This is a genomic window from Microbacterium sp. H83 (assembly GCF_001650405.1).
Taxonomy (GTDB): Bacteria; Actinomycetota; Actinomycetes; order Actinomycetales; family Microbacteriaceae; genus Microbacterium.
The window spans coordinates 200,482-221,490 of sequence record NZ_LWCU01000001.1 but is presented as its reverse complement, the minus strand read 5'-3'; the positions used below and the strand labels follow the sequence as shown (position 1 = coordinate 221,490).

Genomic DNA, 21,009 nt, shown 5'->3' with positions numbered 1-21,009 from the left:
AGGGAGTACTCGTGGAGAATTTCTCCGAGACCCAGAACGATCAGGCCGCACCTGCAGCCGAAGCACCGACCAAGTCCGTGAGCTCCGACGCGGCGGCGCCCGCGGCGACCGAGACGGCACCCGCTCGCAAGCGCGCACCGCGCCGGGCGACCACCGCGACGGCGGCGGCGAAGGCCGAGAAGGCTGCGGCCGATTCCGCATCCGCTCCGACCGAGGCTCCGGCGGCGGATGCTGCCGCGACGGACGCCGCCGAGGCGCCGAAGGCGAAGGCTCCGCGCCGCAGCCGCGCGAAGAAGGCCGACGCCGAGCCCACGGCTGCCGCCGACGCGACCCCCGCGGCCGAGCCGACGACGGAGGCACCGGCTGCCCCTGCCCCCGCTGCCGCCGAGTCCGCGGACGCGTCCGAGGAGCCGAAGAAGACCGGCCGTGGCCGGCGCACGACGAAGAAGCCCGCCGCCGAGGCGGAGGCTCCCGCGGCCGAGAAGCCGGCGGAGCAGGCACCCGCCGCCGAGCCCGCTCAGAACTCCGACGCGCCGTCGGAGCAGGCCGAGAGCGGCGACGAGCAGGGCGGTCGCGGTCGCAGCCGCAACCGCAGCCGCAACCGCGGGCGGGGCCAGAACGGCAACGGCCAGGCCGAGCAGCAGCAGCCCCAGCAGCAGCAGAGCGCCGCGGCGGACGACGAGGGCGGCAACGGCCGCAACCGTCAGCGCAACAAGCGCCGCGGGGGAGCCCCGACCGACGAGTTCGACACCGAGATCGGCGAGGACGACGTCCTTATCCCGATCGCCGGCATCCTCGACGTGCTCGACAACTACGCCTTCGTGCGAACCACCGGCTACCTCGCCGGGCCCAGCGACGTCTACGTCTCGCTCGGTCAGGTCAAGAAGTACAACCTCCGCAAGGGCGACGCGATCGTCGGCTCGATCAAGCAGCCCCGCGAGGGCGAGCAGCAGGGCCGGCAGAAGTACAACGCGCTGGTCAAGGTCGACTCGATCAACGGGCTGTCGATCGACGACGCCGCCACGCGCGTCGAGTTCGGCAAGCTCACGCCGCTGTACCCGCAGGAGCGCCTGCGCCTGGAGACGGCTCCCGAGAAGCTCACGCAGCGCATCATCGACCTGGTCGCGCCCATCGGCAAGGGCCAGCGCGGCCTGATCGTCGCACCGCCCAAGGCCGGGAAGACGATCGTCCTGCAGCAGATCGCCAACGCGATCGCGCAGAACAACCCCGAGGTGCACCTCATGGTCGTGCTCGTGGACGAGCGCCCCGAAGAGGTCACCGACATGGAGCGCACGGTCAAGGGCGAGGTCATCGCCTCGACCTTCGACCGCCCCGCGGAGGACCACACGACGGTGGCCGAGCTCGCGATCGAGCGCGCCAAGCGTCTGGTGGAGCTCGGCCGCGACGTCGTCGTGCTGCTCGACTCGATCACGCGCCTCGGTCGTGCGTACAACCTCGCCGCACCGGCATCCGGTCGCGTCCTGACCGGCGGCGTCGACGCGTCGGCGCTGTACCCGCCCAAGCGCTTCTTCGGCGCAGCGCGCAACATCGAGAACGGCGGATCCCTCACGATCCTCGCCACGGCTCTCGTCGAGACCGGCTCCAAGATGGACGAGGTCATCTTCGAGGAGTTCAAGGGCACCGGCAACAGCGAGCTGCGTCTGTCTCGTCAGCTGGCCGACAAGCGGATCTTCCCGGCCGTCGACGTCAACGCGTCGAGCACGCGCCGCGAGGAGATGCTGCTCTCGGCCGACGAGGTCAAGATCACCTGGAAGCTGCGTCGCGCCCTCGCCGGCCTCGATCAGCAGCAGGCTCTCGAGGTGGTGCTCGGCAAGCTCAAGGAGACCCACTCGAACGTGGAGTTCCTCGTGCAGATGCAGAAGGCCATCCCCGGTCTGCCGGCCGGCGGCCACGGGCACGACAACAACATCCGCTGAGCGGAGTAGCCGTGTTCGAGTCCGTCCAGACTCTCATCGACGAGCATCGCCGGGTGCAGGAGGAGCTCTCCGACCCGGCGGTGCACGCCGACGCCGCCCGGGCGAAGCGCGTCAACCGCCGCTACGCCGAGCTCTCGCGCATCGTCGCGGCGCACGACGCGTGGGTCGCGGCGACGGACGATCTGGATGCGGCTCGCGAGCTCGCCCGCGAGGACGACGCCTTCGCGGACGAGGTCCCCGCTCTCGAAGCGGGACTCCAGGCGGCGCAGGAGCGTCTGCGTCGACTGCTCATCCCGCGGGACCCCGACGACGCCCGTGATGTGATCATGGAGATCAAGGCGGGCGAGGGCGGCGCGGAGTCGGCCCTGTTCGCGGCGGACCTGCTGCGCATGTACGTGCAGTACGCCGCATCCAAGGGGTGGAAGACCGAGCTCCTCGAGCGCAACGAGTCGGACCTCGGCGGCTACAAGGACGTCCAGGTCGCGATCAAGGGCTCCTCGTCCGACCCGGCTCAGGGCGTCTGGGCCCACCTGAAGTACGAGGGCGGTGTGCACCGCGTGCAGCGGGTGCCGGCGACCGAGTCGCAGGGACGCATCCACACGTCGACCACCGGCGTGCTGGTGTTCCCCGAGGTCGACGAGCCCGACGAGATCGAGATCAATCAGAACGACCTCAAGATCGACGTGTTCCGCTCGTCGGGACCGGGCGGCCAGTCGGTCAACACCACGGACTCTGCGGTGCGGATCACGCACGTGCCCACCGGGATCGTCGTCTCGATGCAGAACGAGAAGTCGCAGCTGCAGAACCGCGAGGCCGCGATGCGCGTGCTGCGGGCGAGACTGCTGGCGAAGCAGCAGGAGGAGCTGGACGCCGCCGCGTCCGACGCGCGCAAGTCGCAGATCCGCGGCATGGATCGCTCCGAGCGCATCCGCACCTACAACTTCCCGGAGAACCGGATCGCGGACCACCGCACCGGCTTCAAGGCGTACAACCTCGATCAGGTGATGGACGGCGCGCTCGAGCCGATCATCGAGAGCGCGATCACCGCCGACGAGGAGGCGCGCCTCGCCGCGGTGGGCACCGAATCCTGACCCCCTGCGCGAGCAGGGGGAGCGCTAGGCTCGGGCCGTGATCACGTTCCTGTTCCGCTCGCTCATGTACGTCGTGTCGGCGGGCCTCGGCCTCATCGCCGCCGATCTGCTGCTCGACGGCTTCCAGATCCAGTGGGATCGGTGGTGGGGCTTCGTCGTCTGCGTGCTGATCTTCGCGATCCTGCAGAGCGTCCTCGCCCCCTGGGTCGGCAAGATCGCCGATCGCTACGCTCCCGTGCTGATGGGCGGCATCGGGATCTTCTCCACCCTCATCGCCCTGGTCCTCGTCGTGCTGCTGCCGATCGGCGGTCTGCGCATCGTCGACGCCACCGGGTGGCTGCTGGGCGCCGTGATCGTGTGGCTCGTCACCGCGCTGGGCAGTGTGCTGCTCCCGCTCCTCTTCCTCCGCAAGAAGGTCGACGAGCGCAGGAAGCGCTGACTCAGATCGAGTAGTCCGGAGCCGTCAGGAGAGCCCGGCTGTCCTCACCCGCGGCGCGGGCACGCGGCCTCGCCGGGACGCCCACGAGGATGCTGTCGGCGGGCGCATCCCGCGTCACCACGGCGTTCGCGCCGATCACCGAGTGCGCTCCGATCACGACAGGACCGAGGATCTTCGCCCCGGCGCCCACGGCCACGCCGTCGCCGAGGGTCGGGTGCCTCTTGCCCGCGTCGCGGGTCCGACCGCCCAGCGTCACGCCGTGATAGAGCATGACGTCGTCGCCGATCTCGGCTGTCTCGCCGATGACCACCCCCATGCCGTGGTCGATGAAGAACCGGCGTCCGATTCGCGCTCCGGGATGGATCTCGACTCCGGTCAGCCAGCGGGAGAGCTGTGAGAAGGTCCTCGCCACGAGGCGGAGTCGACGGTTCCACAGCGAATGCGAGAGACGGTGCGCCCAGATCGCGTGAAGACCCGGGTAGAGCAGGGCGACCTCCGCGGCGCTGCGAGCCGCGGGGTCGCGAAGTCGGGCTGCCGCGATGTCCTCGCGCATTCGGCCGATCATGTCCATCGGGCGTTCAGGCCTCGCGCAGGTCCTCGAAGAGCGCGGTCGAGAGGTAGCGCTCCCCGGTGTCGGGCAGCACGACGACGATCGTCTTCCCCTCGTTCTCGGGACGCGCGGCGACCTTGAGGGCGGCGGAGACGGCGGCGCCGCACGACATGCCCACGAGCAGTCCCTCCTTCGCCATGAGGTCGCGTGCGACGCGCAGCGACTCCTCGAACTCGGCGGTGATCACTTCGTCGAGGACGTCGCGGTCGAGGACGGGCGGGACGAAGTTCGGCCCGATGCCCTGGATCTTGTGGGGTCCGGGGTGGCCCTCGGTCAGCACGGGGGAGTCCTTCGGCTCCACGGCGATGACCTGCACGTCGGGCTTCGCCGCCTTCAGCGCCTGACCCGTCCCTGTCACCGTCCCGCCCGTGCCCACCCCGGCGATGAAGATGTCGATCTGCCCGTCGGTGTCGCGGAGGATCTCCTGCGCCGTCGTCTCGCGGTGGATCTGCGGGTTGGCGGCGTTCTCGAACTGCTTGATCCAGACGGCGCCCGGAGTCTCCTCGACGATCCGCTTCGTCTCCTCGATCGCGCCGCTCATGCCCTTGGTGGGATCGGTGAGCACGATCTCCGCGCCGAAGGCCTTGAGCAGCAGACGGCGCTCCTTCGACATGGAGGCGGGCATCGTGAGGATGACCTTGTACCCGCGCGCGGCGCCGACCATGGCGAGAGCGATGCCGGTGTTGCCGCTCGTCGACTCGACGATGGTCCCGCCGGGCTTCAGCTCGCCGGACGCCTCGGCGGCGTTGATCATCGCGATGCCGATGCGGTCCTTGACGCTCGAGGCGGGGTTGTAGAACTCCAGCTTCGCCAGCACCGTGGCGCCGAGGCCTTCCGTGACCCGGTTCAGCCTCACCAGCGGGGTGTTGCCGAACGCGGTCGTGATGTCGGGGTGGATGCCGGGCATGAGAGAGCCTTTCCTGTGCGGGTGACTGCGGGTCCAGCCTAGGCGAGGGCCCCGGAGCGCCGGGCATTGTGACGTGTCGACGCGCTCTACGCTGGATCCCATGCCTGACACCTCTCTCGCGGCACTGGTGCGCGCCGCGGCTCAGCGGCTCGCCGATGCAGGCGTGACCGATCCGCTCGTCGATGCGGAGCTCCTCGCCGGTCATGTGCTCGACATGCGCCGCGGAGAGATCCAGGCGGCGATCGTCCGCGGCGACCGGGTGGAGGCAGAGGACGCGGAGTCGTTGGACACGGTCGTGGCACGGCGGGCCGCCCGCGAGCCGCTGCAGCATATCACCGGCACCGCGCCGTTCCGCCACCTCGAGCTCGCGGTCGGGCCGGGCGTCTTCGTCCCGCGCCCCGAGACCGAGACGGTCGTGCAGTTCGCGATCGACGGCCTCCTGGGCGCCGGAGAGCCGGCGCCGATCGGCGTCGATCTGGGCACCGGCAGCGGGGCGATCGCCCTGGCGATGGCGACGGAGGTCCCGCACTCCCGGATCTTCGCGGCCGAGCTCTCTCCCGACGCCTATCCGTGGGCGCTGCGCAACACCGCGCAGGCGGCGAACATCACGCTCGTCCACGATGATCTCGGGCACGCGTTCCGGGAGCTCGACGGCACGGCGTCCGTGGTCATCTCCAACCCCCCGTACGTCCCCGACGCCGCGGTGCCGCGAGATCCCGAGGTGCGGCTGTTCGACCCGGCGATGGCGCTGTACGGCGGCGAGGACGGACTCGATGTCGTGCGCGTGCTCAGCACCCGTGCGCAGGAGCTGCTGCGTCCGGGGGGACTGCTCGTGATCGAGCACGGGGAGCTGCAGGGCGAGGCGATCCGCAGCATCCTCACCCGCGACGGCTGGCGCGCCGCCGCGACCCATCGGGATCTCACGTCGCGCGATCGCGCGACGACCGCGCTGCGCCCCTGAGCGTCCTCACCCGGCGCACAGAGACCGCACGGCTAGAATCGGATCGTCATGTCCTCCATCTTCGATTGCGGCGACGAGGATCAGCTCCTCGCCGGAATGCGTCACGCGCGCCAGGCGATCCGCCGCGGCGACCTCATCGTGATGCCCACCGACACCGTCTACGGCGTCGCCGCCGACGCGTTCTCCCCGGCTGCGGTCCAGCGACTGCTCGATGCGAAGGGGCGCGGCCGCGATCAGCCGCCGCCCGTCCTGATCGGCACCAAGGAGACGCTCGTCGCCCTCGCCGAGTTCGTGCCGGAGCCCGTGCAACGGCTCGTCGACGTGTTCTGGCCCGGCGGCCTGACCATCGTCCTCCCGGCCCAACCGTCGCTGGTGTGGGATCTGGGGGAGACCGCGGGCACGGTGGCGGTGCGCATGCCGCAGGGACGCGTCGCACTCGAGCTCCTCGCCGAGACGGGACCGCTCGCGGTGTCGAGCGCCAACCTGACCGGGCAGCCCTCCGCGACGTCCGCGGAGGATGCCGAGCGGATGCTGGGCGACAGCGTGGCCGTGTATCTCGCGGACGGCGCCGCCGGCCAGGGAGTCGCCTCGACGATCGTCGACGCGACCTCCCTCGTCTCCCGCGGCTCCGAGACGGTCGCGGGCGGCATCCGCATCCTCCGGGAGGGTGCGATCGGCCGCGAGCGTCTCGCGGAGGTGCTGGGCGACCTGCTCGAACCGGAGTTCGAGGAGCGGCCGACGGACGCGGACGAGGATTCGTGAAGCAGTACCTCTTCACGGTCATCCTCACCGCCGCGATCACGTTCGCACTGACCTGGGCGGTCTGGCGGCTGAGCCTGCGGTACAAGCTGTACCCGGCGATCCGCGAGCGCGACGTCCACAAGACCCCGACCCCGCGCCTCGGCGGGGTCGCGATCTTCCTCGGCATCGCGGCGGCCATCGGCGTCTCGGCCGCGAACCCGTTCTTCGCGACGATGTGGATGCCGCCGCAGACGATGTGGTCGATCCTCGCCGCGTCGCTGCTCATCGCGATCATCGGCGTCGTGGACGACCTGTGGGATCTGGACTGGATGATCAAGCTCGGCGCCCAGTTCCTCGCCGCAGGGGTGATCACGGTCGGCGGGGGCCTGCAGATCCTCTCGCTGCCCTTCGGGGATCTGATCGTCTTCTCGAGCTGGCTGAGCATCACGATCACGATGTTCGCCATCGTCATCGTCATGAACGCCGTGAATTTCATCGACGGCCTCGACGGACTGGTGGCGGGCGTCTGCCTGATCGCCAACGGCGTCTTCTTCGCCTACAGCTACATCCTCACGCGTGACACCGGAGCGTCGAGCTACTTCAACCTCGCCTCCTTCCTGGCCGCCGTCCTCATCGGCGCCTGCCTCGGCTTCCTTCCGTTCAACTGGAGTCCGGCGAAGCTCTTCATGGGCGATTCGGGCGCGCTCGTGCTGGGCCTCCTGATGGCCACGTCCGCGATCGCCGTCACCGGCCAGCTCGAGCCCTCCGCGCTCGACCTGGAGCGGCTGGGACGATCGCAGCTGCTCGGTGCGTTCATCCCGATCCTGCTCCCGCTGCTGGTCGTGCTGCTCCCGCTGCTCGACTTCGGACTCGCGGTGCTGCGGCGCATGAACGCCGGCAAGTCCCCGTTCTCGCCCGATCGCAAGCATCTGCATCATCGGATGCTCGACCTCGGGCACCGCGACCGCGACGCGGTGCTCATCTTCTACGCGTGGACGGCCATCATCTCGTTCGCCGTACTCCTGATGTACGTGGGCGCCAGGGAGGACTGGCCCGGCCAGTATCTGCCGGGCGTCGCCTTCGGCGTCGTGGGCATCGCCGCCTGCCTCGTCATCACCCTGATGCCTTCCCGTCGCAAGAGATCTGCGGCGGGTGCCGAGTCCGACCCGACACCCGTGGAGTCCCCGTGAACAGCAACCCCGTGTCCAGCAACCCGATCCTGCGGAAGACGCTGATCTGGTCCGCCCTGTCGATGGTGATCCTCGCCGTCGTCGCCGGCGTGGTCGGTCTCCTCGTCGGCGGGGGAGAGGGACTCGTGAGCGGACTGCTCGGCGTCGTCCTCGCGATGCTGTTCCTCGGGATCACCGGTCTCAGCATCCTGATCGCGAACCGCTGGTTCGGCGACCCGCTCTACGTGCAGTTCTTCTTCGCGATCGTGCTGGGCGGATGGCTCCTCAAGCTCGGGCTCTTCGTGGTGATCATGATCGTGCTGAGCGGTCAGCCGTGGATCCACCCGATGGTGTTCTTCCTCTCGATCGTCGCGGGGGTCATCGTCTCCCTCGCCATCGACGTGCTCGTCCTGACGAGGATGCGCCTGCCCAACGTGAGCGACGTGTCGCTGCCCGTCAGCGCGCCGGAGGACCGGGCCCCGGAAGTGCAGCTCCCGACCGTCGTCCCCGAGGACCGTGCGCCGGGGCGGCACCACATCGTCCCGGAGCAGCCCGTCGACGAGGATCCGACCGCTCCCGGGCGGTCTTAGGGAACCCTCACGTCTGATAGTGTTGAACCGTGCCCGCCGCTCGCCCGCGAGCGCTTGCGCTTGAAGCACACCGACCATCGTCGCCCCGGTTCTGACCGGTGCCCCGAAGCTGGAGCCCGCGCTGTTCAATCTTGCTGCGACCCTGATGCCCCGACTCGCCTCTGACGGCGAGTTCAACGGACCTTCGATCGACGAGTTCTTCCCGGAGATCCTCTTCGAGGTGGCGGGCATCCCCGTCCACCGAATCCACCTGGTCCAGTTCCTCTCGGTCATCGTGGTCGTCACGATCCTGATCCTCGGAACCCGACGGATGAAGGTCGTCCCCGGCCGCTTCCAGAGCGTCGTCGAGATGGGTCTCGACTTCGTCCGCGGCGGCATCGCCCACGACCTCCTCGGTCGCAAGGACGGCGATCGCTTCCTCCCGATCCTCACCACGATCTTCTTCATGGTGCTGTTCATGAACATCACGGGCATCATCCCGTTCCTGAACATCGCCGGCACGAGCATCGCGGCCGTCCCGCTCCTGCTCGCGGTCGTCAGCTACGTGACGTTCATCTACGCCGGCATCCGTCGTCACGGCTTCCGCTTCTTCAAGAACGCGCTGCTCCCGCAGGGCGTGCCGGGCTTCGCCCTCCCGATCGTCGCGCTGATCGAGCTCGTCTCGACCTTCATCCTGCGACCGGTCACCCTGATGCTCCGACTCCTGATGAACATGGTCGTCGGTCACATGCTCCTGGTGCTGTGCTTCTCAGCCACCCAGTTCTTCTTCTTCACCGCTGGCGGCGGCTGGGCTGCCCTCGGTGTCGGAACCCTCGCCTTCGGCGGCGCCTTCACTCTCTTCGAGATCCTGGTGGCCGTGCTGCAGGCATACGTCTTCACCGTCCTCACCGCGGTCTACATCCAGCTCGCGGTCGCAGAAGAGCACTGAGCGGGTCGGCAACTGCCTTCCCACCCAACGAAAGGAAAAACCCGTGGACGCTACTACGGTTCTCGCTGAAATCAACGGTCACATCGCAGCTGTCGGCTACGGCCTCGCAGCGATCGGCCCGGCCATCGGTGTGGGCATCGTCGTCGGCAAGACCATCGAGGGTGTCGCGCGTCAGCCCGAGCTGGCCGGCCGCCTCCAGGTCCTCATGTGGATCGGTATCGCCTTCACCGAGGCGCTTGCATTCGTCGGCATCGCCGTCGGATTCATCCCCTTCCCGTAATCCGAACCGACTTCTGAAGGAGACAGGATGCTGAACGCTCTTGTCACGAACCTCGCGGCTGAGGGTGAAGCACAGAACCCGCTGATCCCGGCGTGGTACGACATCATCTGGTCGGGCCTGTGGTTCATCGTCATCCTCGTGGTCGTGTGGAAGGTCGCCCTTCCCAAGTTCACGGCGCTGCTCGACAAGCGGTCCGCCGCGATCGAGGGCAACATCGCCAAGGCCGACGAGGCGCAGAAGCAGGCTGAGGCCGCGCTCGAGGAGTACACCCGGCAGCTCGCCGAGGCGCGCACCGAGGCCGGCGAGATCCGCGAGGCCGCCCGTGAGGACGGCAAGAAGATCGTCGCCGAGGCCAAGGAGGCCGCGACGACCGAGGCTGCCCGCATCACGGCGACCGCGCACACGCAGATCGAGGCCGAGCGTCAGACCGCGCTCGTCTCGCTGCGCAGCGAGGTCGGCACGCTCGCGATCGACCTCGCCGGCGGCGTGGTCGGCGAGACGCTCTCCGACGACGCTCGCGCGACTGCCGTCGTGGACCGCTTCCTCGCGGACCTCGAGGCATCCGAGAAGGCGGCTCAGTAATGGGCAGCGCGACCACTCAGGCACTCGCGGCATCCACTCAGGCGCTTGCCGCAGCGAAGGACGTCACCCTCGGCACCGCGGCGGAGCTCTTCGCTGCCGCGCGCGCCGTGAGCGACTCGTCCCAGCTGAGCGGCGCGCTCGCCGACCCCGCGGCTTCGGCCGTGGCGCGACAGAACGTCGTCGCAGCGGTGTTCGGCGGGTTCTCCGATAACGCCCGGCGCGTTCTGGAGACCGTCGTCGCCGAGCGCTGGTCGTCGGCCTCCGAGCTCATCGACGGCATCGAGGAGCTCGCCATCCGGGCTGCCGCCGTCGCCGAGCCGTCGGCGGACATCGAGGGGGAGCTCTTCGGGTTCACCCGAGTGATCGCCGCGAACTCGGAGCTCGAGCTGGCGCTCGGAAGCCGTCTCGGCGGTCAGGACGCCAAGGCCTCACTCGTCGAGCGGCTGCTGGCGGGCGGGACCAGCGCCGCGACGACTCTGATCGTCTCGTCGATGGTCCGTCGGCCGCGCGAGCGTCGGGTGCGGCAGCTCCTGAGCCGCGCGACGCGCATCGTGGCGAGCCAGGGCGACCGCGTCGTGGCCACGGTGCACACGGCGAAGCCGCTCACCGACGCGCAGCGCACCCGCCTCGGCGAGGTGCTCTCGCGTCGCTATGACGGGACCGTCTCGCTCAACGAGGTCATCGACCCCGCCGTCGTCGGAGGCCTGCGCGTGCAGATCGCCGATGACGTCATCGACGGCAGCATCTCCGCCCGTCTCGCCGATCTTCGCCAGAAGCTCGCCGGCTAACACGACTTCGCGCGGGGAACCGCGCACCCAGATACAAAGGGAAGACAATGGCAGAACTATCGATCAGCCCCGACGTCATCCGTGACGCGCTGAAGGACTTCGCCGCAGCATACGAGCCCACCGGGGCTGCGGCGACCGAGGTCGGCACCGTCATCGACGCCGCCGACGGCATCGCCCACGTCGAGGGACTGCCCGGCGTCATGGCGAACGAGCTCGTGACCTTCGCCGACGGCACCAAGGGTCTCGCGCTGAACCTCGACGAGCACGAGATCGGCGTCGTCATCCTCGGCGACTTCACCGGCATCGAGGCCGGCCAGGAGGTCACCCGCACGGGCGAGGTCCTCTCGGTCCCCGTCGGCGACGGCTACCTCGGCCGCGTGGTCGACCCCCTCGGCAACCCGATCGACGGCCTCGGCTCGATCGCCACCGAGGGCGTGCGTGAGCTCGAGCTGCAGGCTCCGGGCGTCATGCAGCGCAAGTCGGTCCACGAGCCGATGCAGACCGGCATCAAGGCGATCGACGCCATGATCCCCGTCGGCCGCGGTCAGCGTCAGCTGATCATCGGCGACCGTCAGACCGGCAAGACGGCCATCGCGATCGACACGATCATCAACCAGAAGGCCAACTGGGAGTCCGGCGACGTTAACAAGCAGGTCCGCTGCATCTACGTCGCGATCGGTCAGAAGGGCTCGACCATCGCCTCGGTGAAGGGCGCGCTCGAAGAGGCCGGCGCCCTGGAGTACACCACGATCGTGGCGGCTCCGGCATCCGACCCCGCGGGCTTCAAGTACCTTGCCCCCTACACCGGCTCGGCCATCGGCCAGCACTGGATGTACGGCGGCAAGCACGTCCTCATCATCTTCGACGACCTGTCGAAGCAGGCCGAGGCGTACCGCGCCGTGTCGCTGCTGCTCCGTCGTCCGCCGGGCCGCGAGGCCTACCCCGGTGACGTCTTCTACCTGCACTCGCGTCTGCTCGAGCGGTGCGCGAAGCTCTCCGACGAGCTCGGCGCGGGTTCGATGACCGGTCTGCCGATCATCGAGACCAAGGCCAACGACGTGTCGGCCTACATCCCGACCAACGTGATCTCGATCACCGACGGCCAGATCTTCCTGCAGTCCGACCTCTTCAACGCCAACCAGCGTCCGGCGGTCGACGTGGGTATCTCGGTCTCGCGAGTCGGCGGTGACGCCCAGGTCAAGTCGATCAAGAAGGTCTCCGGAACGTTGAAGCTCGAGCTGGCGCAGTACCGCTCGCTCGAGGCGTTCGCGATGTTCGCCTCGGACCTCGACGCGGCCTCGCGTCGTCAGCTGTCCCGCGGCGCCCGTCTGACGGAGCTGCTCAAGCAGCCGCAGTACTCGCCGTACCCCGTCGAGGAGCAGGTCGTCTCGATCTGGGCCGGAACGAACGGCAAGCTCGACTCGATCGAGGTCGAGGACGTGCTGCGGTTCGAGCGCGAGCTGCTCGACTACCTGCGTCGCAACACCTCGGTGCTCGACACCCTGCGTGAGACCAACGTCCTGGACGACGACACGGTCGCGGAGCTCGCGAAGCAGACCGACGCCTTCATCCTGGAGTTCCAGGGTGGCAAGGGCCACGCCATCGGCGCCCCCGGCCACGAGGAGCACGCTGCAGCCGAGGCTGAGGACGTCAACCAGGAGAAGATCGTCAAGGGTCGTCGCGCGTAATCGCGTGAGGAACTGATTCATGGGCGCACAACTCAGGGTCTACAAGCAGAAGATCTCTTCTGCTCAGACGACCAAGAAGATCACGAAGGCGATGGAACTCATCGCGGCTTCGCGCATCCAGAAGGCGATGGGACGCGTGAAGGCGTCCACTCCCTTCGCGCGGGCCGTGACGAGGGCCGTGTCCGCCGTCGCGACGCACTCCAACGTCGACCACCCGCTCACCCGCGAACCCGAGAGGATCCGCCGTTCCGCGGTGGTGATCTTCTCGTCGGACCGCGGTCTCGCAGGAGCCTTCAACTCGCAGATCCTCCGTGAGGGTCTCGAGGTCGCGGAGCTCCTGCGCGGTCAGGGCAAGGAGCCGGTGTTCTACCTCGTCGGCCGGAAGGCCGTCGGCTACTTCCAGTTCCGTCGCATCGAGGCGGCTGCGGAGTGGACAGGCGACACCGACACCCCGTCGTTCCACACCGCGGAGGAGATCTCGGCCACGCTGCTCGAGGCCTTCTCCCGCGGGGGAGACGACGGCGGCGTCGACGAGATCCACCTCGTCTTCAACCGCTTCGTCAGCATGATGACGCAGTCGCCGGAATCCGTGCGCCTGCTCCCGCTGGAGATCGCGGAGGCCGATGACTCGGAGGCGGGCAGCGCCGTCTACCCGCTCTACGAGTTCGAGCCGGACGCCGAGACCGTTCTCGACGCGATCCTGCCGGTGTACATCCAGAGCCGCGTCTTCAACGCCCTCCTGCAGTCGTCCGCCGCCAAGCAGGCAGCGACGCAGAAGGCGATGAAGTCCGCCAGCGACAACGCCGACAAGCTCATCACCGACTACACCCGTCTGCGCAACAACGCGCGTCAGGCGGAGATCACGCAGCAGATCGCGGAGATCGTCGGCGGCGCCGACGCACTCTCGTCGAGCAAATAGACCCTCAGGAAAGAGACGAAAATGACCACCACCGCCACGGCTGACCAGCCGGCGACCGCGGTCGTCGGGCGCGTCGCACGCGTCAACGGTCCGGTTGTCGACATCGAGTTCCCGCACGACTCGATCCCCGACATCTACAACGCTCTGAAGACCACCATCGCCATCGGCGAGGAGTCCACGGAGATCACGCTCGAGGTCGCTCAGCACCTCGGCGACGACCTGGTTCGCGCCATCGCCCTGAAGCCGACGGACGGCATCGTCCGCGGCCAGGAGGTCCGCGACACGGGAGAGGCCATCTCCGTGCCCGTGGGTGACATCACCAAGGGCAAGGTCTTCAACGTGATCGGCGAGGTCCTCAACGGCGAGCCCGGTGAGACCATCGAGGTCACGGAGCGCTGGCCGATCCACCGCAAGGCCCCGAACTTCGACCAGCTCGAGTCGAAGACCACGATGTTCGAGACGGGCATCAAGTCGATCGACCTCCTGACCCCGTACGTCCAGGGTGGGAAGATCGGTCTCTTCGGTGGCGCCGGTGTCGGCAAGACCGTCCTCATCCAGGAGATGATCCAGCGCGTCGCTCAGGACCACGGTGGCGTCTCGGTGTTCGCCGGTGTCGGTGAGCGCACCCGTGAGGGCAACGACCTCATCCACGAGATGGAGGAGGCGGGCGTCTTCGACAAGACCGCCCTCGTCTTCGGCCAGATGGACGAGCCGCCGGGAACGCGTCTGCGCGTCGCCCTGTCGGCCCTCACGATGGCGGAGTACTTCCGCGACGTGCAGAAGCAGGACGTGCTGCTCTTCATCGACAACATCTTCCGCTTCACGCAGGCCGGCTCCGAGGTCTCCACGCTGCTGGGCCGCATGCCCTCCGCCGTGGGATACCAGCCGAACCTCGCCGACGAGATGGGTCTCCTCCAGGAGCGCATCACCTCGACGCGCGGCCACTCGATCACCTCGCTGCAGGCGATCTACGTGCCCGCCGACGACTACACCGACCCGGCCCCGGCCACGACGTTCGCGCACCTCGACGCGACGACCGAGCTCTCGCGTGAGATCGCGTCGAAGGGTCTGTACCCGGCCATCGACCCGCTGACCTCGACGTCGCGCATCATGGACCCCCGCTACTTGGGCGAGGACCACTACCGCGTCGCCACGACGGTCAAGCAGATCCTCCAGAAGAACAAGGAGCTGCAGGAGATCATCGCCATCCTCGGTGTCGACGAGCTCTCCGAAGAGGACAAGATCGTCGTGTCGCGTGCACGTCGCATCCAGCAGTTCCTCTCGCAGAACACCTACATGGCCAAGAAGTTCACCGGTGTCGAGGGTTCGACCGTCCCGCTCAAGGAGACCATCGAGTCCTTCGATGCGATCACCCGCGGTGACTTCGACCACGTCGCCGAGCAGGCCTTCTTCAACGTCGGCGGCATCTCCGACGTCGAAGAGCAGTGGGCGAAGATCCAGAAGGAGAACGCCTGACCATGGCGAACGGCTCCAGCTCCCTGCACGTCAGCCTGGTCTCCGCGGACGCGGAGGTCTGGACCGGCGAAGCGAGCCTCGTGGTCGCGAAGACCGTCGAGGGGGAGATCGGCTTCATGACCGGCCACGAGCCGGTGCTGGCGATCCTCGCCGAGGGCCAGGTCAGGATCACCCAGACGGACGGCTCCAAGGTGCTGGCCAACGCGCAGGACGGGTTCCTCTCCATGGAGGGCGACGTCCTGACGATCGTGGCCGGCAACGCCGCACTCATCGCCTGAGCAGTTCCTTCCATCGCGTCCGCCTCGGCATCCTCTCGGGTGCCGGGGCGGACGCGTCTGCGTGAACGAGGTCCCATGAAGATCCTTCTCCCTCCGTCCGAGACGAAGCACCCCGGTGGCGGCGGCACGCCGTTCGACGTCGACGCCCTGGCGCTTCCGGCGCTGCGGAGTCGACGCGACGAGGTGATCGGGGCGCTGGTCGACCTCGCGGCGGATGAGGAGGCTGCGCGCACGGTGCTGAAGCTCAGCGCCCGGCAGGCAGGCGACGTCGCGCACAATCGGATGCTGCGCACCGCGGCGACGATGCCCGCGGTCGACAGGTACACCGGCGTCCTCTATGACGCCCTCGACGCGGCATCCCTGCCTGCCGCATCCCGGCGGTGGCTCGGCGATCACGTCTGGATCCATTCGGCACCGTTCGGTCCGGTCGGCGCGTTGGACGGCATCCCTCCCTACCGGCTCGCTGCAGGTACATCCCTGCCGGGCCTCCCCGCTCTGCGTCGGCACTGGGCGGAGGCGACCTCCGAGGCCATCGCGGGGGAAGAGCTCGACTTCGTGCTCGACCTGCGCAGCGAGGCCTACGTCGCCCTGGGTCCCGTGCCCGCGTCGACGCCCTCGGCCTACGTTCGGGTGGTGACGGAGCACGGCAAGGCCCTCAACCACTTCAACAAGAAGTCGAAGGGGCTCCTGGTCCGTCGCCTCGCCGAGAGTCGCCCGCGCCTGGGATCGCTGCGCAGCCTGCGGCGCTGGGCGGACGGTCAGGGCATCGTGTTCCGAGACGCCCAGGAGACCGGTGCAGTGGAGCTCGTGGTCGCGGAATGACCCCTCTCTGGAGCACGCGGCGTTCATGACGTGTCTCGTTGCCTCAAATATCGGCACACCGATATGGTTGGTGTCGCGGCGCGCACAGCGTCAGCTCCATCGGATCCGGAGGGGATCATGTACAACGACTATTACGACAGCGGGGCGGCGATCGCCGGCATCTTCGCGGTCCTCTTGATCAGTCTGCTCTTCGCAGCCGCGTTCTATGTGATCTCGTCGATCTTCCTGATGAAGATCTTCGAGAAGGCGGGCGTCGAGGGCAAGTGGCGTGCGTGGGTCCCCGTCTACAACACGATGGTCTTCGCGAAGCTCGGAGACGTGTCGCCGTGGGTCGTGCTGATCGGCATCGGCCTCTCGTTCATCCCGTACCTCAACTTCCTCACGGGCATCGCCCTGGCCGTCGTGCTGGCCCTGGCCGCATGGCGCGTCGGACTCAAGCTGCAGAAGGACGCCGTGTGGGTCGTCCTCTTCGTCCTGCTCTCGATCGTCTGGTACGGCATCAACGCCTTCGACAAGTCGCGCTGGAACCCGAACATCGCGCCGGCGCCCTGGGCCGGCAACGGCTTCCTCGCAGACTCGACGAACTGGCAGGGCATCCCGGTCCAGCCGAGCGCGGCCGCCGCTCCCGGCTACGGCGCCCCTCAGGGCTACGGCGCTCCGCAGGGCTACGCGCCTCCCGCGCCGCAGGGATACGCGCCGCCGGCGCAGCCCGGCTATGCACCCCCGGCGCAGCCCGGCTACGCGCCCCCGGCGCAGCCCGGCTACACGCCGCCCGCCGCCGCTCCCGGTCAGCCCCCGTCCGCACCTCCGGTGCCGCCGACAGCACCGTCCGCTCCTCAGGTCCCGCCGGCACCGCCCGCGGCTCCGCCGACCGCGCCCCCGGCGCCGCCGACGGATCCGAACCAGCCTCCGGCCTGATCGCCTTCTCGAGAGCCCCCGACTCCGGTCGGGGGCTCTCTGCGTGTACGGTCCTGTCCTGTGCGCGGCCGGAGGTCGCCGAGACGATAGCGTGGAGGCATGGTCTCGTGGCATCGAAGGTCTGACATGTCCGGCATCGTCCGGGCCCACGAGGTGACGATCTGATGGGCGCGGCGTCCACTACGATGTGTGAGTACTGTGAGGCCACCCGACTCACGGTCGATTCGGAGGCGACGAGTGGCTGAGACGATGACGAAGACGCACACCGTCACGGTGGCGCAGCGCCCGTTGGTGCTCTCCTGGGCGGGCGTGACCGATGTGGGCCGCCGCCGCGAGACCAATCAGGACGCCTTCTTCGCCGAGTACCCGCTCTTCATCGTCGCCGACGGGATGGGCGGCCACGCCGGTGGTGAGATCGCCAGCCGCAGCACGGTCACCCGACTCGAGGCGCTGGTCGCCGACGGCACGGTCGGGCGCGGTTCGATCGAGGGAGCGCTCGCGCTCGCTGTCGGTGACATCGCGGACCATCCGGAGACCACCGATGAGGGAACGGGAACGACGCTGACCGGCGTCTTCCTGGAGTTCGACGACGGAGACCCGCACTGGGTCGCGCTCAACATCGGCGACTCGCGCGTCTACCTGCTGCGCGACGACCGGCTCGTCCAGGTCACGACCGACCACTCGGTGGTGCAGGAACTCATCGAGTCCGGCAAGATCAGCCCCGAAGAGGCGGAGGGGCATCCGTACAGCAACGTCATCACGCGTGCCGTCGGCGCGAGTGAGCTGACCGCTCCGGACTACGTCTCGCTCGACGTGCGGCCCGGCGATCGGTTCGTGATCTGCTCCGACGGGCTCACCAAGGAGCTGACGGACTACGGGATCCAGCATTTCCTCCGGGAGAACGCCGACCCCGGCTCGGCGGTCGATGCGATGCTCGCGGCCGCCCTCGAGAACGGGGGACGCGACAACGTCACCCTGGTCGTCCTCCAGGTGGCCGACGAGCAGTCCTCCACAACGGACGCCGGCGCCGAATAGCCCTCTTGCGCCTGTGAGCGACGCCCCGGTCGATCGCGCGATGCGGTCGACTGATCTGCATGGACTCCCTGCCGATCGCCGTTCCTCCGGTGCCCGCCACGCCGCGCCGAGCGCCCGTGCCCGTCGTCGCCGCATCGGTGCCCGTCGTCGCCGGCATCGTCATGTGGGCCGTGACAGGGTCGATCTACTCGCTGTGCTTCGCCGCGATCGGACCGCTCATGCTCCTCGCATCCGTGGTCGACGGCGCGCGATCGCAGCGCAGAGCCCGACGAGCCGCGCAGGAGGACTCCGATGAGGGGTGGGCCGCGGCCGAGGCGGAGCTCTCGCGACGGCAGGACCATGAGCGACAGGTGCGATGGCACCGCCAGCCTGACGCCGCGCACTGTCTCATGCAGACTCCTCTGCGCGGCGCTCCGCGACCGGATGCCGACACCGTCGTCGTCGTCGGGAGCGGGACGACTCCCAGCGGCATCCGCGCCGGTGGCGGCGACGGGGCGCGGGAGAGGGAGTTCCAGCGGCGCTGCGCCGTGCTCGACGACAGCCCTGTGAGCGTGCCGCTCGGCGGCGGCATCGCACTGCGCGGGGCGAGCCCCGTGGTGGAGGCCGTTGCACGGGCGCTCGTCGTGCAGCTCCGGATGCGATTCGGCGCCGTCCGGCTCACCGGGGAGGAGCCGATCGCCGCCCTCGGACTCGCTCCCTACGCCGACGATCCGACCGCGCGGCGCAGACGGGGGACCTTCATCCTCGCACTCGTGCGATCGACGGATCCCCGTCCGGAGGCCGACGCCGTGATCTGGCTCCTCGCCGCAGACGAGGAGGTCCCGCCGGGGCTGACCACGGTCTTGGACATCTCCGAACCGGGTGACGCCCGACTCCGTACCCCCGAGGGGATCCTCGACGTCTCCGTCGAGGGGCTCTCGCGATCCCAGGTCCTCCTCGCCGCGACGGCGGGATCCCGGGAGGAGGAGGATCTCGCGCGGCTGCCGGATGTGCTCGTCCTCGGAGAGCTCGCACAGCCGGTGCCGGCCGCCGGCCTCGCCGCCACGGTCGGACGGGACGAGCGTGACGACCTCGTGCTCGACATCGTGGACGACGGACCGCACGCCATCGTCACCGGCACCACCGGGGTCGGCAAGAGCGAGCTGCTCGTGACCTGGGTCACCGCCATCGCGAGCGCGCACGGCCCGGACCGGGTCACGTTCGTCCTGGCGGACTTCAAGGGAGGGACGGCCTTCGAGCCCCTGCGCGACCTGCCGCAGGTGGCCGCCGTGATCACCGACCTCGATGAGAAGGGTGCTCGACGCGGCGTGTCGAGCCTGACCGCCGAGCTCCGCCGGCGGGAGGCGGTGCTCGCATCCGCGGGGGCACGCGACATCCGGGAGGTCGATCTGCCTCGACTCATCATCGTGATCGACGAGTTCGCCGCGCTCCTGCAGGAGCACGCGGAGCTCGGAACGGTGTTCACGGACGTCGCGGCGAGGGGGCGTGCGCTCGGCATGCACCTCGTCATCGGCACGCAGCGTGCCTCCGGAGTGATCCGCGACGCGCTCGCGGCGAACTGTCCGCTGCGGATGAGTCTCCGCGTGAGCGAGGCGGTCGACAGCAGAGCGGTGCTCGGCACGGAGGCGGCGGCGGAGCTCCCCGGCGGCGCGGAGTCACGGGGGATCGTGCTCGTCAGGCGCCCCCAGGATCAGAGTCCGCGGGCGGCGAGGGTCGCACTCACCGGACCAGCCGACCTCCGCCGGGTCTCAGCGCAATGGTCGGCGGCACCGCGCTCTCGCAGTCCCTGGCTCCCGGCGCTCCCGACCGTGCTCCCGCTCGACACGGTGTCGGGGGAGGTCCCCGCGGGGGAGATCGTGCTCGGGCGCCGCGACGACCCCGACCGGCAGAGGCAGCCGCTCGACACCTTCCGTCCTGGCTCCGACCGGGGCCTCGTCCTTCTGGGCGGACCCGGGTCCGGTCGTACCTCGACCCTGCGCAGTCTGCAGTCGCAGTGCCCTGAGGCCGTGTGGGTGCCGCGCGATCCCGAGCGGGCGTGGGACGAGGTCGTCGGTCTCGCGGAGCGTCGCGGTCCCGCACCTCGTCTCGTGCTCTGCGACGAGATCGATGCGCAGATCGCCGAGATGCCGGCCGAACACGGCCAGCATCTCATCCTCCTCTGGGAGCGGATCCTCCGCGGGGACAGCGGCACGACGTTCGTGATCACGGCGTCGAGGGGCGCAGGTGCGGTCGGACGGCTGCTCGACGCCCTGCCCCGGCGGGGACTGCTCCGGATGCCGAGCCGCGTGGATCACCTCGCCGCGGGCGGGGACGGCGAGGGGTATGACCGCGACCGGCCGCCGGGGCGCGCACGCATCGACGGACACGAGGTGCAGGTCGCCTGGGTTCCCGAGGAGGGACCGACTCGGTCCGACGTGGGGTCGGTGAGCCATCGGGGCCAGGTCGAATGGGTTCCGCGCGCCCCGGTCACGGCGCTGGTCACCGCCGGATCGCGATCAGCCGTCGAGACGATCGCCGCAGCGCGCCCGGAGTGGCGAGTGATGTGGACGACCGAGGCGCTCACGCTCGGGGCGGATCTCGGGAAGGACCGGACTCGCCCGACCCTCGTCATCGGCGAACCGGAGCAGTGGCAGCGTGAGTGGGCGCTGTGGCAGGCGCTGCGGCACGACGGCGAGATCCTGGTGCGCGCGGAGAACCCCGCCGAGCTGCGGCAGCTGTGCGGAGTCCGCGAGCTGCCTCCGTACGCGAGACCGCACGCGGGAAGAGCCTGGTCGATCGTCGGCGGCGAGGCGCCACGACGCGTGGTGATCTCGCCGCTGGTCACGCTGTGAGCGCGGGGGCATGCCCCGC

21 protein-coding genes are annotated in these 21,009 nt (G+C 69.2%); 19 read left to right on the top strand and 2 right to left on the bottom strand.

Annotation, left to right across the window (positions count from 1 at the left end):
• Positions 1-11: 11 nt before the first annotated feature.
• Genes rho through A4X16_RS01085 form a run of 3 tightly spaced genes read left to right on the top strand, consistent with a single transcriptional unit; the run spans position 12 to position 3,467 of the window.
• Positions 12-1,937 (top strand): transcription termination factor Rho, encoded by a 1,926-nt coding sequence (gene rho / locus A4X16_RS01095; RefSeq protein ID WP_067115114.1) that lies wholly within the window; start codon positions 12-14, stop codon positions 1,935-1,937.
• 11 nt (positions 1,938-1,948) lie between these two features.
• Positions 1,949-3,028 (top strand): peptide chain release factor 1, encoded by a 1,080-nt coding sequence (gene prfA, locus A4X16_RS01090; RefSeq protein WP_067115112.1) that lies wholly within the window; start codon positions 1,949-1,951, stop codon positions 3,026-3,028.
• Between the two features lie 37 nt (positions 3,029-3,065).
• Positions 3,066-3,467 carry a phage holin family protein gene (locus tag A4X16_RS01085; protein ID WP_067115107.1) on the top strand — a complete coding sequence of 134 codons (402 nt, stop codon included), beginning with the start codon at positions 3,066-3,068 and terminating at the stop codon, positions 3,465-3,467.
• A 1-nt stretch (position 3,468) separates the two neighbouring features.
• Here A4X16_RS01085 and epsC read toward each other — a convergent pair whose 3' ends face one another.
• Both epsC and cysK read right to left on the bottom strand, forming a co-directional pair.
• A complete protein-coding gene (epsC, locus tag A4X16_RS01080) occupies positions 3,469-4,038 on the bottom strand; it encodes a serine O-acetyltransferase EpsC (RefSeq protein WP_067115105.1) in 570 nt (189 codons plus the stop codon).
• A gap of 7 nt (positions 4,039-4,045) precedes the next feature.
• Complete coding sequence (cysK, locus tag A4X16_RS01075; RefSeq protein ID WP_067115103.1) at positions 4,046-4,984, bottom strand: cysteine synthase A; 939 nt, start codon at positions 4,982-4,984, stop codon at positions 4,046-4,048.
• A gap of 100 nt (positions 4,985-5,084) precedes the next feature.
• Here cysK and prmC point away from each other — a divergent pair, with 100 nt between their 5' ends.
• The 16 genes from prmC to A4X16_RS00995 all read left to right on the top strand — a co-directional run bounded on the left by prmC (position 5,085) and on the right by A4X16_RS00995 (position 20,990).
• A complete protein-coding gene (gene prmC / locus A4X16_RS01070; RefSeq protein ID WP_067115101.1) occupies positions 5,085-5,945 on the top strand; it encodes a peptide chain release factor N(5)-glutamine methyltransferase in 861 nt (286 codons plus the stop codon).
• A gap of 48 nt (positions 5,946-5,993) precedes the next feature.
• Entirely contained in the window at positions 5,994-6,707 is a 714-nt protein-coding gene (locus A4X16_RS01065; RefSeq protein ID WP_067115099.1) for an L-threonylcarbamoyladenylate synthase, read from the top strand.
• Positions 6,704-7,876: a glycosyltransferase family 4 protein gene (locus A4X16_RS01060; RefSeq protein ID WP_067115097.1), complete on the top strand. Its 1,173-nt coding sequence runs from the start codon at positions 6,704-6,706 to the stop codon at positions 7,874-7,876. Before A4X16_RS01065 ends, A4X16_RS01060 begins: the two co-directional genes overlap by 4 nt.
• A complete protein-coding gene (locus tag A4X16_RS01055) occupies positions 7,873-8,445 on the top strand; it encodes a hypothetical protein (protein ID WP_067115095.1) in 573 nt (190 codons plus the stop codon). The genes A4X16_RS01060 and A4X16_RS01055 overlap by 4 nt, the downstream gene beginning before the upstream one ends.
• A gap of 145 nt (positions 8,446-8,590) precedes the next feature.
• Positions 8,591-9,373 carry a F0F1 ATP synthase subunit A gene (gene atpB, locus A4X16_RS01050; protein ID WP_067115093.1) on the top strand — a complete coding sequence of 261 codons (783 nt, stop codon included), beginning with the start codon at positions 8,591-8,593 and terminating at the stop codon, positions 9,371-9,373.
• A 43-nt stretch (positions 9,374-9,416) separates the two neighbouring features.
• A complete protein-coding gene (atpE, locus tag A4X16_RS01045) occupies positions 9,417-9,653 on the top strand; it encodes an ATP synthase F0 subunit C (RefSeq protein WP_067115091.1) in 237 nt (78 codons plus the stop codon).
• 27 nt (positions 9,654-9,680) lie between these two features.
• Positions 9,681-10,235, top strand: a complete 555-nt coding sequence (locus A4X16_RS01040) for a F0F1 ATP synthase subunit B (RefSeq protein ID WP_067115089.1) — start codon at positions 9,681-9,683, stop codon at positions 10,233-10,235.
• Positions 10,235-11,023, top strand: coding sequence for a F0F1 ATP synthase subunit delta (locus tag A4X16_RS01035; RefSeq protein WP_067115087.1), 789 nt, complete (start codon positions 10,235-10,237; stop codon positions 11,021-11,023). The genes A4X16_RS01040 and A4X16_RS01035 overlap by 1 nt, the downstream gene beginning before the upstream one ends.
• Before the next feature lie 47 nt (positions 11,024-11,070).
• Positions 11,071-12,711, top strand: a complete 1,641-nt coding sequence (atpA, locus tag A4X16_RS01030; RefSeq protein ID WP_067115085.1) for a F0F1 ATP synthase subunit alpha — start codon at positions 11,071-11,073, stop codon at positions 12,709-12,711.
• Between the two features lie 19 nt (positions 12,712-12,730).
• Positions 12,731-13,630, top strand: a complete 900-nt coding sequence (locus A4X16_RS01025) for a F0F1 ATP synthase subunit gamma (RefSeq protein ID WP_067115083.1) — start codon at positions 12,731-12,733, stop codon at positions 13,628-13,630.
• A gap of 21 nt (positions 13,631-13,651) precedes the next feature.
• A complete protein-coding gene (gene atpD, locus A4X16_RS01020; RefSeq protein ID WP_067115081.1) occupies positions 13,652-15,106 on the top strand; it encodes a F0F1 ATP synthase subunit beta in 1,455 nt (484 codons plus the stop codon).
• Between the two features lie 2 nt (positions 15,107-15,108).
• A complete protein-coding gene (locus A4X16_RS01015; RefSeq protein WP_067115079.1) occupies positions 15,109-15,384 on the top strand; it encodes a F0F1 ATP synthase subunit epsilon in 276 nt (91 codons plus the stop codon).
• 75 nt (positions 15,385-15,459) lie between these two features.
• Positions 15,460-16,206, top strand: coding sequence for a YaaA family protein (locus A4X16_RS01010; protein ID WP_067115077.1), 747 nt, complete (start codon positions 15,460-15,462; stop codon positions 16,204-16,206).
• A 117-nt stretch (positions 16,207-16,323) separates the two neighbouring features.
• Positions 16,324-17,124 (top strand): DUF5684 domain-containing protein, encoded by an 801-nt coding sequence (locus tag A4X16_RS01005; protein ID WP_067115075.1) that lies wholly within the window; start codon positions 16,324-16,326, stop codon positions 17,122-17,124.
• A gap of 249 nt (positions 17,125-17,373) precedes the next feature.
• Positions 17,374-18,159 carry a protein phosphatase 2C domain-containing protein gene (locus tag A4X16_RS01000; RefSeq protein ID WP_157559909.1) on the top strand — a complete coding sequence of 262 codons (786 nt, stop codon included), beginning with the start codon at positions 17,374-17,376 and terminating at the stop codon, positions 18,157-18,159.
• 59 nt (positions 18,160-18,218) lie between these two features.
• Complete coding sequence (locus A4X16_RS00995) at positions 18,219-20,990, top strand: FtsK/SpoIIIE domain-containing protein (RefSeq protein ID WP_067115071.1); 2,772 nt, start codon at positions 18,219-18,221, stop codon at positions 20,988-20,990.
• Positions 20,991-21,009: the final 19 nt, after the last annotated feature.

Bases quoted from the DNA above. Each gene is read 5' to 3' on its own strand.
- epsC (WP_067115105.1), bottom strand. From the start codon at position 4,038: ATGGACATGATCGGCCGAATGCGCGAGGACATCGCGGCAGCCCGACTT.
- cysK (WP_067115103.1), bottom strand. From the start codon at position 4,984: ATGCCCGGCATCCACCCCGACATCACGACCGCGTTCGGCAACACCCCG.
- prmC (WP_067115101.1), top strand. From the start codon at position 5,085: ATGCCTGACACCTCTCTCGCGGCACTGGTGCGCGCCGCGGCTCAGCGG.
- A4X16_RS01065 (WP_067115099.1), top strand. From the start codon at position 5,994: ATGTCCTCCATCTTCGATTGCGGCGACGAGGATCAGCTCCTCGCCGGA.
- atpB (WP_067115093.1), top strand. From the start codon at position 8,591: ATGCCCCGACTCGCCTCTGACGGCGAGTTCAACGGACCTTCGATCGAC.
- A4X16_RS01040 (WP_067115089.1), top strand. From the start codon at position 9,681: ATGCTGAACGCTCTTGTCACGAACCTCGCGGCTGAGGGTGAAGCACAG.
- A4X16_RS01035 (WP_067115087.1), top strand. From the start codon at position 10,235: ATGGGCAGCGCGACCACTCAGGCACTCGCGGCATCCACTCAGGCGCTT.
- atpA (WP_067115085.1), top strand. From the start codon at position 11,071: ATGGCAGAACTATCGATCAGCCCCGACGTCATCCGTGACGCGCTGAAG.
- A4X16_RS01025 (WP_067115083.1), top strand. From the start codon at position 12,731: ATGGGCGCACAACTCAGGGTCTACAAGCAGAAGATCTCTTCTGCTCAG.
- atpD (WP_067115081.1), top strand. From the start codon at position 13,652: ATGACCACCACCGCCACGGCTGACCAGCCGGCGACCGCGGTCGTCGGG.
- A4X16_RS01015 (WP_067115079.1), top strand. From the start codon at position 15,109: ATGGCGAACGGCTCCAGCTCCCTGCACGTCAGCCTGGTCTCCGCGGAC.
- A4X16_RS01010 (WP_067115077.1), top strand. From the start codon at position 15,460: ATGAAGATCCTTCTCCCTCCGTCCGAGACGAAGCACCCCGGTGGCGGC.
- A4X16_RS01005 (WP_067115075.1), top strand. From the start codon at position 16,324: ATGTACAACGACTATTACGACAGCGGGGCGGCGATCGCCGGCATCTTC.
- A4X16_RS01000 (WP_157559909.1), top strand. From the start codon at position 17,374: ATGACGAAGACGCACACCGTCACGGTGGCGCAGCGCCCGTTGGTGCTC.
- A4X16_RS00995 (WP_067115071.1), top strand. From the start codon at position 18,219: ATGGACTCCCTGCCGATCGCCGTTCCTCCGGTGCCCGCCACGCCGCGC.